Source organism: Nanchangia anserum (assembly GCF_015240065.1).
GTDB classification, from domain to species: Bacteria; Actinomycetota; Actinomycetes; order Actinomycetales; family Actinomycetaceae; genus Nanchangia; species Nanchangia anserum.
On the sequence record NZ_CP060506.1, the window covers coordinates 1,558,898 to 1,571,521 of the forward strand.

The following is a 12,624-nucleotide window of genomic DNA, read 5'->3' on the forward strand; positions in this document are numbered from 1 at the left end:
CAGCCCCAGCTGCCTGCCCGAAACGTTGGGACCGTCTGGGGCGGTCGTCGCGCGCACGTCACTCATCGCTCACACCTTCGGTGCCATCGCGGTCAGTGCCTGGAGGATCCGGTCGAAGCCGTCGCCGCCGCGGCGCTCAAAACCATCTGAGAGTAGTTTGTGCACAAATCGCATCAACGTGGGACGCGGGAGCCCGTACGTCGTGCAGATCCGCATGATCTCGGGATTCTCGATGAGGCGCACGAACAGGCGTCCCAGCGAGTAATACCCACCGTTAGCGTCACGTATTGCCCGCGGATAGGCGCTCATCGCGGCCTCGGCGCCGGCGCGAGACGTGCGCCCCAACGCCTGGACGATCGTCTGGGCACCCAGGCGGCCGGCCTGCATCGCCGGGGCGATCCCCTCGCCGTTAAAGGGCGAAATCATGCCGCCGGCATCGCCGACCAACAGCAGGCCGGCGCGGTAGTGGGGCGTCCGGTTGTGGCACATCGGCAGCGGTGCCGAGCGCAGGTCGCCGCGCTGGTGGACGGGCGTGAGCTGCCATTCCTCGGGGAGGGTGGCGACCCAGCGAGTGAAGATCTGGCGATAGGGCAGCTTCGTCGCCCGCGCGCTCGACGAGACCGAGCCGAGACCGACGTTGACCGTGCCCTCGCCCAGCGGAAAGATCCAGCCGTAGCCGGGCAGCAGGTTCGATTCCCCACGCGGGCCGTCCCACAGCTCGAGGTGGGATTCCATCCACTCTTCGTCCCCGCGCGGGGAGGTGAAGTAGGCGCGGGCGGCAACCGCCATGGGGCGTGCGGGATTCTTCGCCAGGCCGACGGCGGTGGCCAGGCGCGCCGAGGCTCCCCCGGCGTCAACGACGTAGCGGGCTTTCACGTCGATGGGATCACGGTCGCGCTCGCCGGTGGGCACGACGCGGACGCCGACGACGGCACCGTCTCGTCCACGCAGCGGCTCGGTGACGGTCATGCCCTCGAATACGCGCGCGCCGGCGCGCTTGGCCTGGGTGAGGAGGCGGTGATCGAGGTCCATGCGGGCCCGGGCCATCCCGTACCCGGGAAGGGTCGAACTCTCGGGCCACGGCAGCTGGATGCGGTGGCCGCCGCCGATAACGGTCAGGCCGCGGTTCTTCTGCCAGCCCTCCTCGGCGTTCGGATCGATGCCCATGGCGAGGATTTCGGCGACCGCCGCGGGGGTGAGGCCATCACCGCAGACCTTGTCGCGCGGGAACGTCGCCTTGTCGAACACGACGACGTCGATGCCGGCCGTAGCCAGGTGATAGGCGGTGGCGGCGCCGCCGGGGCCTGCGCCGACGACGACGACCTGGGGGTCGCCGATCTCGCTACCAACCGTCACGCTCTACTACCTTCCTCGACCGGCTGCCCGGATGTTCCGCACGCACCGGCCTGTTCGCACACATGCGCCCATCACGCTAATGCGCACCTCGGCCAACCTCTCGAGAGGCCCCGTTTTCGCAGGTCATAAGCGGTTTCGCGACCACGACACCCGCGGGAACCCGTAGGCAATACGCTACATTTCGCTTCTCTAATTCGCAGGCGATTCGGGACGTTCGGCCCAATGAAGGGCGACGATCCCGCCGGTGAGGTTGCGCCAGCGCACGCCACGCCAGCCGGCGGACTCGATCGTGCGAGCGAAGTCGCGCTGGGCGGGCCACTTGCTGATCGACTCGACGAGATAGGTGTAGGAGGAGTTATTCGACGACGTCAGGCTGGCCAGCCGCGGCAGAACCCGGGTGAGAAACAGCCGGTAGAGCGCGGCAAAGGGCGCCCACGTCGGCGTGGAGAACTCGGCGATGACGAGGCGCCCCCCGGGCTTCGTCACGCGGGCCATCTCCCGCAGCGCCCGCTCACAATCCTCGACATTGCGAATCCCGTAGCTGATCGTCACGACGTCGAACGTCTCGTCGGCAAAGGGGAGGTTCTGGGCGTCGGCCTCAATGACCTCGAGGTCGGGGTGGCGCCGCTTCGCCTCGGCAACCATGCCCGAGGAGAAGTCCGAGGCCGTCACCCGCGCGCCGCCCTTGGCGTATTCCACCGACGACGTGCCCGTCCCCGCCGCCACGTCGAGCACCCGCTCGCCGGGCTTCGCGGCGACGGCCGCGCGGGTAGCGGCGCGCCACACGCGGTCGAGTCCAAACGTCAAGACATCGTTGGTGAGGTCATAGCGGGCAGCCACCTGGTCGAACATCGCCGCGACATCGACGCCGCGCTTATCCATGTTGGCGCGCAGACCGCGCTGAAGCCGCGAGGACGTCATCGGGCCTCCCCTCGCGCCAGGGTGGCATCGGAGGTGCCCGGCACCATATCGGCGGCTTGAGACAGCAGCTCGCCGGCCGGCTCCCAGTAGCTCAATCCCACGAGCGTCGTCCCGCTGAAAGTCAGGCTCGTCAACGAGGCGAGCGAGCACTCGCGCTGAGAGGGTAGGTGCGCATAGGGGCGGCCCTCGACGAAGCTGCGCAGACACCAGATCGGCAGCTGGTGAGAGACGACCAGAGCCTCGTGTCCGGCGGCGACGCGCACGGCTGCCTTGACGGCGCGAACCATGCGGTCGGCCTGGTCGGCATAGGGCTCGCCCCACGACGGCCGCAGCGGATTGCGGTAGCGCGACCACAGGCGCGGAGCGAGGAACGACGTCCACCCGTCATTGACGGGCTCGCCTTCGAAGTCGTTCGCGGCCTCGATGAGGCGGGGGTCTTCGGCGACGTCGAGTCCGTAGGCCTCGGCTGTGGGCCGGGCCGTCTGCTGGGCCCGCAGCAGGGGCGAGGCCACGACGTGCGTGATGTCGCGCTTTTGCACGCTCAGCGTTCGCGCGACTTCGGCGGCCATCGCGTGACCCAGCTCGGTCAACCCGTACCCGGGCAGGCGACCGTAGAGAATCCCCTCGGGGTTATCGACTTCGCCATGGCGCATGACGTGGATGGTCGTCGTCGGTGTCATGCCCTCCACCCTAGCGGCGCCACCCGCGCCCGTGCCTCTTCTCGCCGCCTCGGCCAGGTCGGCTAGGGTGGAGCCGATGGGCAGTGCCACCCGGCCGGTTTGCGGCCTTCTTCGACATCGATCAGACGCTCGTGCGCGGCGCCTCGTCCTATCACCTTGCCCGCGAGCTGTACCGGCGCGGCTTTTTCACCCCGGCCGATCTCGCATTCGCGTTCCGCGAGAGCGTCCTCTATCTCGTTCGCGGCGAGGATCCCCGCCGCATTCGCCGAGTCGTCGAGCGAGCGATCCAGGCCATGGCGGGCCACTCGGTTGCCGAGGTCATGGCGATCGGGGTCGATTTTGCCCGCGACCTCTACGACGAGCGATTGTTCGCCGGCACGACGCACATCCTCAAACAGCACCAGGCGCTCGGGCACGAGGTGTGGCTGCTGTCGACATCGCCCCAAGAGGTGACCGATCTGCTGGCAGCCCACCTCGGGGCGACGGGATCCCTGGGCACCCAGTTGGCGCGCGAGGACGGCTACTATCGCGCGGAGCTGTCGACCCCGGTCATGCACGGTCAGGTGAAGGCCGACGCGGCGTGCGCGCTGGCGCGCCAGCGGGGGCTGGATCTGTCGCGCTCGTGGGCCTATTCCGATTCCAAATCCGATCTGCCGCTGCTATCGGCCGTCGGCCACCCCTGCGCCGTCAATCCCGATTCGGCGTTGCGCGCCCACGCGCGGGCCAACGATTGGCCGATTGCCGATTTTCGTGGAACGCTGCGTCTCGTCCACACGCCGAAGGCCAGGCGCTCGGCCTACCTCGCCGGCGGACTGTGGGCGGCCACGGCGATCCTTCGACACCTGCGCCGCTAGGCCTGGCTATTCACGAGCGGGGCCGCCCTCGTCGCCCGGGTGGTCGCGTTCCGTCGTGCTTTCGTGCGTCTCCTCGGCGTCGTCATCGCGGGCGTGAGCGGCGTCGCGCTCGCGTGCCTCGCGCTCTTCACGTTCCTTGCGTTCGCGATAAATCTGGGTCTGTAGCGAAAAGAGGAAATCTGGGTCGTCGTCGGGTGCTTTCGGGGTGTCGCGGCCAGACCCGCGCCCGTCGGGGCGGGTGAGCGTCAAGGGCAGGCCCTCCTCGGCCGACCACATCCCCGTCGACACCGCGCCGCCGCGCGCCTCGGCCTGACTCACGCGCGAGGCGATGATCCACGCGATCGGTCCGAGGTAGACGACCATGATGATGAGGATGAGCCACAGCGGCTTCGGCAGGCGGCCAGGAAGTTGGTCTGAGGGGGTGCGCGCGCAGTCGGCGATCGCGTAGATCGCGAGGGCGATGGCGAGGATCACCGGGAAAACTCTGGCCATGAAGCCAGTGTATCGACACCGTGGGGACTCGACATCCGCACGCCTAGACGACGGCGGCGACGGCGAGGCCCGCGCCGTAAAACAACGTGAGGAATCCGATCCGGCGCAACGTGACGATGAGGGCAGGCCCCGTCGCGCCGGTGACAATTCCGCGGGTGATGACGAGGCCGATGCCGGCGGTGAGGATCGCGACGGCGAGCGAGGTCGGATAGGCCAAGACGGCGGCGACAACGACGTAGCCGACGCACATCCACCGGGCGGGCACCTCGCCAACGCGAACGGCCAGCGTCGTCTTTCCCGCGCGCGTGTCGCCTGCGATGTCACGAATGTTGTTGACCATGAGCAGGGCACACGACAACAAGCCGATGCCGGCGGCGGCGGCCCACTCCGCACCCGGCAGGATGCGCACCTGCGTCCACGTCGTCGCGAGCGTGGCGACGAGTCCGAAAAAGACGAACACGAGGACCTCGGCGATCCCGCCGATGTAGCCGTACGGGTGGCGCCCGCCGGTGTAGAACCAGGCGGCCAGCAGCGCGCACACCCCAGCGACCAGGAAGTACCACGTGCCCGAAAGCGCAATGAGGACGAAGCCCGCCACCGCGGCGACAAGGAAGCTCACCATGGCCGCGGTGAGGACCGCACGCGGACTCGCCAGCCCCGGGCCCGTCAGCCGTTGGGGACCCACGCGCGCACCGACGTCGTCAGTCCCGCGAATACCATCGGAATAGTCGTTGGCGTAGTTGACACCCACCTGTAACGCCAGGGCCACAAGGAGGGCGAGCAAACTCGCGACAATGTGCGGGTGCCCGGTAATCGCCCATGCGTAGCCGGCGCCCAACATGACGGGGGCCGCCGATGCCGGCAGGGTCTTGGGACGGGCCGCTTCAATCCAGTCGGCCAGGTGGGCGCGATGAGTCACGGCTCCCACTGTACGCGGCGGTTCGGCGAGCCTCGCTACCGGACCCACGCGCGGTTAGCCCGCACCTCGGCCTGAGCAAGCGCCTGAACGCGGCGACGGTCGACTTTGCCGATCCCCATGAGAGGCAGAGCATCGACCATGCAGACGATCCGGGGAGCCTGGGCGCGCCCGAGTTCGGCGGCGACGTGAGCACGCATGCGCACGGCGATGTCGCGATCGCGCTCCTCCTCGCTCATCGCCTCGTCCTCACCCGATGCCGTCGGGTCTTCTCCTGCGGCCGTGCCCGCCTCGGTGGCGGTGCCGCGAATCGCCGCGCTCATGGCCGCCATCGCGTCTTTGAGTTCGGGCGACGACGCCGCCTCGTCGGTGCAGGCGCGCCCGCTGCGGCGGCGCATCGCCGCGATCTCGGCGGGCTCGGCATCGGCAGAGGGCACGAAAACGGCGGTGACCACCTGGCCCCATTCCGAATGCGGCAGGGCGACGACACACACGTCCTCGACTGCCGGCAGGGTGCGCAGGCAATCCTCGACGAGGCCGGGATTGACCTTGACGCCGCCGGTGTTGATGACAGCGTCCGCGCGTCCGGTTACCTCGAGTTTTGCTCCCACCATGCGGCCGCAATCGGTGGTGCGCAGCCAGCGCCTGCCACCCGAAGCGACGAGCGCCGCCGCGTCGGGATCGTCGAGATAGCCCTCCATGAGGGTCGTCCCAGATATCCAGATGCGCGTGTTCACCGTCGCGACCTTGGTGCCGCGCAGGGGAACGCCGTCGTAGACGCAGCCTCCGCCCGTTTCGGTCATCCCGTACGTCGTCACCAGGCGCAGGCCGGCGCGTCGTCCCGCGCCAGCAGATCGGCGTCGCAGGCTTGCCCGCCAACGAGGATGGCGTCGAGGGCGGCGAGATCGGCGATGGCCTCGGGCGATGCCTGGAGAATCCGACTCAGCTGGGTGGGAACGATGGACGTGTACGCGGGCTCGCTCCCCCGCCGGGCCCGCCGCGCGGCGCGTGCCAGCGCTTCCACCGAAAAACCCGCCGTCGTGTCGACGACGATCGGGGCGATGCCGGCGGTGACCGCGCGCACGAGGATCTGGAAACCCGCGACGTGGTGGGCTGGCAGCGCGAGAATCCACCGCCCGGGACCCCGCAGCGCGGCCTCGGTCGCGAGTGCCCCAGCCGTCAGCGACAGCCGCGATAGCCCGACGAGGTGGCCGCGTCCCGTCGTCGACCCGGAGGTTTGGAGGATGACGGAGACGGCCGGAGAAACGGGACCGGTGACGCGGCGTGCCAGCGCCTGGCGAACCTCGTCAATGTCGCTGTCCGGGGCGACCGGCACGATGACGCGTCCAGGGCGCGGCATGCCGGCGGCGGGGGTGAACTCGGCGTGGATGGCGTCGAGCAGAGTCGCCACGTCGTCGGGGCGGGTTCCGCCGGGCAAGATCCGCGCGCTGTCGCTACCATCCCACATGGCGTGTCTCCTCCGGGTGCTTAGAAGGCGTAGGGAAATGCCGTGAAGTCGGGGCGGCGATGCTCGACGAAGGCTTCGCGGCCCTCGGCGGCCTCGTCCGTGCCGTAGGCCAGCCGCGTGGCTTCGCCGGCGAAGATCTGCTGCCCCACCAGTCCGTCGTCGGCCAGGTTGAAGCCGAACTTCAACATGCGAATAGCGGTGGGCGACTTGGCGGTGACGATCTGTGCCCACTCGATCGCGCGATCTTCCAGTTCCGGGTGGGGCACGGCCTCATTGACGACGCCCCAGTCGGCGGCCTGGTCGGCGTCGTAGCGACGAGCCAGAAAAAAGATCTCGCGGGCGCGTTTGTCGCCCACCTGCCGGGCCAGCAGCGCCGAGCCATACCCGGCGTCGAACGAGCCGACATTGGCGTCGGTCTGCATGAATTGGGCGTGCTCGCGCGAGGCCACGGACAGGTCGCACACGACGTTGAGGGAGTGCCCACCGCCGGCAGCCCATCCCGACACGGCGGCGATGACGACCTTCGGCATCGAGCGGATGAGGCGCTGAACCTCGAGGATATGCAGTCGGCCGGCACGTGCGCGGGTCGATGGCCTCGCGGCGGGTCGCGGCGTCGTCACCCTCGGCGGTGTCGCGGGCCTCATAACGGTAGCCGTCACGGCCCCGAATGCGCTGGTCGCCGCCCGAACAGAAGCCGTAGCCGAGATTCGGATCGGGGTTGTTACCCGTGAGGATGACGGCGCCGACGTCGCCGCTCATGCGGGCGTGGTCGAGGCAGCGGTAGAGCTCGTCGACCGTGAGGGGTCGAAAGGCGTTGCGCAACCCCTGGCGGTCGATGGCGATGCGCACCCACGGCAGGTCGGCGCCGGCGGGTCGACCGTCGAGGTCCTCGCCGCGCGAGATGGCGCGGTGATAGGTGACGTCGGTGAGGCCGAAACCCTCGACCTCGCGCCACCTGGCCGGATCGAAGGTATCCGAGACGGCACAGCTGCTCACGTGTCCTCCTGTACGGGTGCGCATGGACCCGGCGGCAGCCGGGCGCTTCAACGCTATCGCCCGCGCATCCACAAGGCACGCGTCGCGGCCGCGATCGTGCGTAGGCTGGGGACATGTTCTCGTGGATCGCGCTTGCCCTGGGCATCGTCAACCTCGCCTACGCGGCCTACCTGCGCCGCGACAGCGACCGCACCCGGCGGATCATTGCCAACCGCGGCGCGATGGACGAGCGAATGGCATTTATCTTCGTTCCCGGCCTCGCCCTCGTGTTCCTCGGGATGGGCCTGTTGCAGTTCGCCGTCCTCATGCCCGGTCTTGCCCAATCGGTCGCGCTGACCGTGTGCGTCGTGTTGGCGGCGGCGGGTTTCCTCGCCCTCGTCGTGTCGCTGCTGCGCGTTCCCTACCCGAAGAAGATCATTCCGGCGTGGGCGCGCGAGGTTGCGAAGGCTCGAGACGCCGGGCGCCTGCCGACCTCGCAGACGAGGCCTCGCTCGGATTGGTCCTCGGCGCAGCGGCAGGCCGAATCGGCCGAACGCAAGCGGGTGCGTGAGGCCCGCCGCGAGCGCAAGGCCCAGGCGAAAGGCAGCGCGAACTCGGCGAAGAAGCGCCGGCCTCGCTGAGCGAGGTGGCCGCACAGGTGATCGTCTAGCCTGGGTGCGTGGTTGTCCCTGTGTGTGTGAGTTCGCTGCGTCTTAGTGAGCTGGCGTCCTATCCCGACCTTCAGCGCGCCCTGGGGGCGTGCGATGAGGTGGCCGTCTACGACATCGCGTTGCGGCGGCGGTTTCGTCGTATCGATCGTCGCTCGGGTGTGCTCATCCGCGGCGAGGCTGGATGGGGTGAGATTTCGCCGTTTTGGGATTACGGTCCGGCCGAGTCGGCGCGGTGGTTTGCGGCCGGCCTCGAGGCGGCGACGGTGCCGTTTCCGCCGGTTGCGCGCGATCGCGTGCCGGTGAACGCGACGGTTCCCGTGTGTGATCCGGCGGCGGCCGTCGGGATCGTCGCCGCGCATCCGGGGGTGCGCGCGGTCAAGGTGAAGGTGGCCGATCCCGGGGTGGAGTTGCGCGAGGATTGTGCCCGCGTGGCGGCCGTCGCCGAGGCGCTGGCGGCCGGTGGGGGCGGTGTCGTGCGCGTGGATGCGAACGGGGCGTGGGAGGTCGATGAGGCCGCTCGGGCGATCCGCGAGCTGGATGCCGCCGCCGGGGGCCTCGAATACGTCGAGCAGCCGTGCGCTGAGGTCGAGGAGATGGCGCGGGTGCGCCGGGCCGTGAACGTCGCCGTCGCGGCGGATGAGTCGGTGCGGCGTGCGGGCGACCCCCTGGCGGTCGTCCGCGCCGGCGCGTGCGATCTCATCGTCACGAAGGTTCAGCCGCTCGGGGGGGTGCGCGCGGCACTCGCCGTGGCCGAGGAGGCCGGCGTGCCGGTCGTCGTGTCCTCGGCGGTCGATTCGTCGGTGGGGTTGGCCATGGGGGCGCACCTGGCGGCGGTGCTGCCCGAACTGCCCCATCCGTGCGGGCTGGGCACGCTGAGTCTGTTGACCGGTGATGTCTCGTCGACGCCGCTCACCGTTCGTGAGGGCGCCATTGACGTGCGCCGCGTTGCCCCGGACGTCGCCGATGCGGCCCCCGTCACTCCCGAGCTGGTTTCCCGGTGGCTCCGGCGTCTGGACGAGGTGGCCGCGTGGATGGAGTCGGCCCGATGACCGCCGCGGCCCTTACCCGCGCTCGCGGTGTCGTCTCGGCCCTCGTCGCCGGCGGCGTTCGCGATGTCGTCTATTGTCCCGGTTCGCGCGATGCGCCCTTTGCCTACGCCCTCGCCGATGCCGAAGAGGCGGGGCTCGTGCGCATCCACGTGCGCATCGATGAGCGCTCGGCCGCCTTTTTCGCCCTCGGTATCTCGCGCGCCGGTGAGCTGACGCGCCGCAGCGCCAGCCCGGTTGCGCTCGTTATGACGTCGGGAACGGCTGTGGCGAACGCGCATCCGGCGGTTCTCGAGGCCACGCACGCGTGTGTCCCCCTCGTCGTTGTCGCGGCGGATCGCCCGGCCGAGATGCGCGGGACCGGGGCGAATCAGACGACGAACCATCTCGCGGTCCTGGCCGGCACCGTTCGCGGGACGTGGGATGTCACGCGCGGCACCGGCAGCCACGCCGCGACGCGGGCCGTCGAGGTGGCGCGCGGCGGCGAGTTGCCGCCGGGGCCGGTGCTCCTCAACGTTCAGCTCGCACCGCCCCTCTATGATGCGGCGGCCGCCAAGTGGGATCCCGCGAGCGTTGCGGCGGCGAGACCTGCCGAGGCCACGGAAACCCTGGCGTCGCCCGAGCATACCGCCACTTTTATTCCCGTTTCCGACCCGGTGGCCTCCCCCACCCTGGCCGATCTCGGCCTCGATCCCGCCCAGCCGGGGATCATCGTCGCCGGCAATCAGGCCCACCTGTGCCGTGGAGGTGAGACCGTTCCCGAATTGGCCGCGGCGCTCGGGTGGCCCCTGCTCGCCGAGCCGGGTTCCGGGGTGCGCCGGGCCCCGGCCGTCACCCATTACCAGCAGCTTCTCGCCGACCGCCCGGATGAGGTGGCGCAGGCCCGCCAGGTCCTCGTTGTCGGGCACCCGACCCTGTCTCGCCCGGTCACCGCGCTGCTGAGCGACACCACGCGCCACATCGTCGCGATCACCCGGGCGGGCACGCACACCGCCCTGGCCGGTGCCGTCGCCATCGTCGGCGACCGGGTTCCCGCGGCCCCTGCCCGTCCCCGTCCCGACGTCGCCGCGTGGGGGAACCGTTGGCAGAGCGTCGACGCCGGCTACGCTCCCGCCGATGCGCGCGAGCGTGTCCTCGCCCGCGTCTGGGAGCGTCACGTCGAGGACGGGCCGCGCCCGCCGATCCTCGTCATCGGAGCCTCGCTGTCCATCCGGGCGATCGACCGTGCGGGGCGCGTGGGCACCTCGTGCCCGCCGGTCCTCGCCAACCGTGGTCTGGCCGGGATCGATGGGACCGTGTCGTTTGCCCGTGGCGTTGCCGCCGCCACGGGCGAACCCGTCCGCGTCCTCCTCGGCGACGTCACGGCCATGCACGACCTGGGCGGACTCGCCACGGGGGTACTGGAGGACAGCGACGACAACGTTCAGGTCATCGTCGTCAATGACGCCGGCGGCCAGATCTTCCGCAGCCTCGAATACGGCCGCGATGCCGCCTCGACTCACTTCCACCGCTTCTTTGCGACCCCCCAGCTGGCAGCATTTCCGGCGTTGGCCAGGGGCTTGGGCTGGGACTACGTGGCAGCTACCGGCCCCGACGAGGTCGACTACGTCGCGGCGAGTCCGGTTCGCGGCCGCAGTCTCGTCGAGGTGACGTTGGAGTAGCACCGCCCACCGACTCCCCGTCCAGAAAGTATCCAGAAACTGCCCAGAGCCACATCAGCGCCGCCTGGTTAGCTAGCGAGCACGAGTGAACATCACATCCCTCTAGGAGAGTCCATGTCCGAGGTTGACCCCCGTTCTGGCGATCGGTTCGCCCCGAACCAGCCCGACTATTCGCCCCCCGCCACTTCTGACCCGCAGGGGTACCCAACCGAGACGATGCCGGCAGCGCACTCCCTTGAGGAGCCGCTCGCAGAGCCATCGGCAGAGCCAGCCGTACAGCCGGTGACCGAGTCCTTCCCACAGACCCCGTCGGAGGCACCCGCGCAGCCGCCGGCCGAGCCTCTCACCCCGCCAGCAATGGAGCCGCCGACGCAGCCTCCCTCCGGACACGCGCCGACGCGCGCGCCGCGTCGGCGCGGCCCCGGCTGGTCGGGCACGATCGCCGTCGCCATCCTCACGGCACTGGCGACCCTGGGAGCGTCCTTCCTGCTGTGGGGGTCGGGATCGACCACGCCGCTGTCACGTTCGGGCGCCGAGGTCGCCACCCAGGCCCCGGTGCGCCAGGCAAGTGCGGAGCACACGAACTGGGAGGAAGTCGCCTCGACGGTTCAGCAGGCCGTCGTCGCCATCCAGGTCCAGGCCGGGAACTCGGGCGACACCGGTTCGGGCGTCATCTTTGACACCAAGGGCCACGTGCTCACGAACTACCACGTCATCGCCTCGGCCGTGTCCGGGCGCGGGCAGATCACCCTGCAACTCTCGGACGGCTCGCTGTATCGGGCCAGTGTCGTCGGCGTGGACTCCACAACCGACCTCGCCGTCCTCGCGATCGAGAATCCCCCCTCGGATTTGCAGATGGTGACCCTGGGCTCATCGTCGAAGCTGTCGGTCGGGCAGCCGGTGGCGGCAATCGGTGCGCCCCTGGGCCTGGAGAACACGATGACGACGGGCATCATTTCGGCGCTCGACCGCCCAGTCACGGTCACTCAGGAGTCGACGAACCAGGGTGGTCAGGACGGCCCCCTCGGCATTCCCGGTGCCCAGCAGCAGTCGACCGGTGAGCAGGTCGTCACCAACGCGATCCAGGTGGACGCGGCCATTAACCCCGGCAATTCCGGCGGGCCACTGTTTGCCGCCGACGGCTCGGTCATCGGCATCACGTCGTCGATTGCCTCCCTGTCGCAGTCGAGCTCGGAGTCGTCCGGCTCGATCGGGATTGGCTTCGCGATCCCCGTCAATCTGGCGAAATCCGTCGCCGATCAGATCCTCTCCACCGGCCACGCCCAGCACGCCTACCTGGGCGTCATGATTCGCACCGATTCGGCCCAGGTCGACGGGCGGACGCTGTCGGGCGCGAGCGTCGCCGACGTCGTCGGTGGCGGTGCCGCCGACAAGGCGGGCCTGAAGAAGGGCGACCTCGTCACCGCCCTGGACGACCACACGGTCACCTCGGGCACCGCGCTCACGGGCTTCGTGCGTTGGTACGTTCCCGGTGACAAGGTCAAGCTGACGTACGTGCGCGACGGTAAGTCGCACACCACCGAGGTCACGCTCGGCACGGCCGACGATCAGAAGTCCTAGCCG

12 protein-coding genes and 1 pseudogene are annotated in these 12,624 nt (G+C 69.7%); 5 read left to right on the forward strand and 8 right to left on the reverse strand.

Annotated elements, in window-relative coordinates:
- Positions 1 to 69: 69 nt before the first annotated feature.
- The 3 genes from H8R18_RS07325 to H8R18_RS07335 form a co-directional block, all read right to left on the reverse strand.
- Positions 70 to 1,356, reverse strand: coding sequence for a geranylgeranyl reductase family protein (locus tag H8R18_RS07325; RefSeq protein WP_191071391.1), 1,287 nt, complete (start codon positions 1,354 to 1,356; stop codon positions 70 to 72).
- Positions 1,357 to 1,545: 189 nt separating this feature from the next.
- Complete coding sequence (locus H8R18_RS07330; protein WP_191071392.1) at positions 1,546 to 2,277, reverse strand: demethylmenaquinone methyltransferase; 732 nt, start codon at positions 2,275 to 2,277, stop codon at positions 1,546 to 1,548.
- Positions 2,274 to 2,957 (reverse strand): histidine phosphatase family protein, encoded by a 684-nt coding sequence (locus tag H8R18_RS07335; protein WP_191071980.1) that lies wholly within the window; start codon positions 2,955 to 2,957, stop codon positions 2,274 to 2,276. The genes H8R18_RS07330 and H8R18_RS07335 overlap by 4 nt, the downstream gene beginning before the upstream one ends.
- An 83-nt stretch (positions 2,958 to 3,040) precedes the next feature.
- Here H8R18_RS07335 and H8R18_RS07340 point away from each other — a divergent pair, with 83 nt between their 5' ends.
- Positions 3,041 to 3,811: an HAD family hydrolase gene (locus H8R18_RS07340; RefSeq protein ID WP_194189219.1), complete on the forward strand. Its 771-nt coding sequence runs from the start codon at positions 3,041 to 3,043 to the stop codon at positions 3,809 to 3,811.
- Positions 3,812 to 3,817: 6 nt separating this feature from the next.
- Here the strand turns inward: H8R18_RS07340 and H8R18_RS07345 are convergent, their stop codons facing one another.
- From H8R18_RS07345 to H8R18_RS07365, 5 genes and pseudogenes are all read right to left on the reverse strand, one after another.
- Positions 3,818 to 4,303 carry a PLD nuclease N-terminal domain-containing protein gene (locus tag H8R18_RS07345; RefSeq protein ID WP_191071394.1) on the reverse strand — a complete coding sequence of 162 codons (486 nt, stop codon included), beginning with the start codon at positions 4,301 to 4,303 and terminating at the stop codon, positions 3,818 to 3,820.
- Between the two features lie 43 nt (positions 4,304 to 4,346).
- A complete protein-coding gene (locus H8R18_RS07350; protein ID WP_191071395.1) occupies positions 4,347 to 5,222 on the reverse strand; it encodes a 1,4-dihydroxy-2-naphthoate polyprenyltransferase in 876 nt (291 codons plus the stop codon).
- A gap of 35 nt (positions 5,223 to 5,257) precedes the next feature.
- The gene (locus H8R18_RS07355) at positions 5,258 to 6,022 is read right to left on the reverse strand and encodes an AMP-binding enzyme (RefSeq protein WP_194189220.1); all 765 of its coding nucleotides are present in this window, start codon (positions 6,020 to 6,022) and stop codon (positions 5,258 to 5,260) included.
- An 11-nt stretch (positions 6,023 to 6,033) separates the two neighbouring features.
- On the reverse strand, positions 6,034 to 6,687 hold the full coding sequence (locus H8R18_RS07360; protein WP_194189221.1) for an AMP-binding protein: 654 nt from the start codon (positions 6,685 to 6,687) through the stop codon (positions 6,034 to 6,036).
- 20 nt (positions 6,688 to 6,707) lie between these two features.
- Positions 6,708 to 7,707: pseudogene (locus tag H8R18_RS07365) on the reverse strand (1,4-dihydroxy-2-naphthoyl-CoA synthase).
- An 89-nt stretch (positions 7,708 to 7,796) separates the two neighbouring features.
- Between H8R18_RS07365 and H8R18_RS07370 the strand changes: the two are divergent.
- The 4 genes from H8R18_RS07370 (at position 7,797) to H8R18_RS07385 (ending at position 12,621) form a co-directional block, all read left to right on the forward strand.
- Positions 7,797 to 8,303: a hypothetical protein gene (locus H8R18_RS07370; protein ID WP_191071398.1), complete on the forward strand. Its 507-nt coding sequence runs from the start codon at positions 7,797 to 7,799 to the stop codon at positions 8,301 to 8,303.
- A 38-nt stretch (positions 8,304 to 8,341) separates the two neighbouring features.
- Complete coding sequence (locus H8R18_RS07375) at positions 8,342 to 9,382, forward strand: o-succinylbenzoate synthase (protein ID WP_227712791.1); 1,041 nt, start codon at positions 8,342 to 8,344, stop codon at positions 9,380 to 9,382.
- Complete coding sequence (menD, locus tag H8R18_RS07380; protein WP_191071399.1) at positions 9,379 to 11,040, forward strand: 2-succinyl-5-enolpyruvyl-6-hydroxy-3-cyclohexene-1-carboxylic-acid synthase; 1,662 nt, start codon at positions 9,379 to 9,381, stop codon at positions 11,038 to 11,040. The genes H8R18_RS07375 and menD overlap by 4 nt, the downstream gene beginning before the upstream one ends.
- A 114-nt stretch (positions 11,041 to 11,154) precedes the next feature.
- Positions 11,155 to 12,621: a S1C family serine protease gene (locus tag H8R18_RS07385; protein WP_191071400.1), complete on the forward strand. Its 1,467-nt coding sequence runs from the start codon at positions 11,155 to 11,157 to the stop codon at positions 12,619 to 12,621.
- Positions 12,622 to 12,624 lie beyond the last annotated feature (3 nt).

What these genes read in the sequence shown, in the direction of transcription:
- menD (WP_191071399.1), top strand. Translation starts at nt 9,379, where the DNA reads ATGACCGCCGCGGCCCTTACCCGCGCTCGCGGTGTCGTCTCGGCCCTC.
- H8R18_RS07360 (WP_194189221.1), bottom strand. Translation starts at nt 6,687, where the DNA reads ATGTGGGATGGTAGCGACAGCGCGCGGATCTTGCCCGGCGGAACCCGC.
- H8R18_RS07335 (WP_191071980.1), bottom strand. Translation starts at nt 2,957, where the DNA reads ATGACACCGACGACGACCATCCACGTCATGCGCCATGGCGAAGTCGAT.
- H8R18_RS07385 (WP_191071400.1), top strand. Translation starts at nt 11,155, where the DNA reads ATGTCCGAGGTTGACCCCCGTTCTGGCGATCGGTTCGCCCCGAACCAG.
- H8R18_RS07370 (WP_191071398.1), top strand. Translation starts at nt 7,797, where the DNA reads ATGTTCTCGTGGATCGCGCTTGCCCTGGGCATCGTCAACCTCGCCTAC.
- H8R18_RS07355 (WP_194189220.1), bottom strand. Translation starts at nt 6,022, where the DNA reads ATGACCGAAACGGGCGGAGGCTGCGTCTACGACGGCGTTCCCCTGCGC.
- H8R18_RS07330 (WP_191071392.1), bottom strand. Translation starts at nt 2,277, where the DNA reads ATGACGTCCTCGCGGCTTCAGCGCGGTCTGCGCGCCAACATGGATAAG.
- H8R18_RS07345 (WP_191071394.1), bottom strand. Translation starts at nt 4,303, where the DNA reads ATGGCCAGAGTTTTCCCGGTGATCCTCGCCATCGCCCTCGCGATCTAC.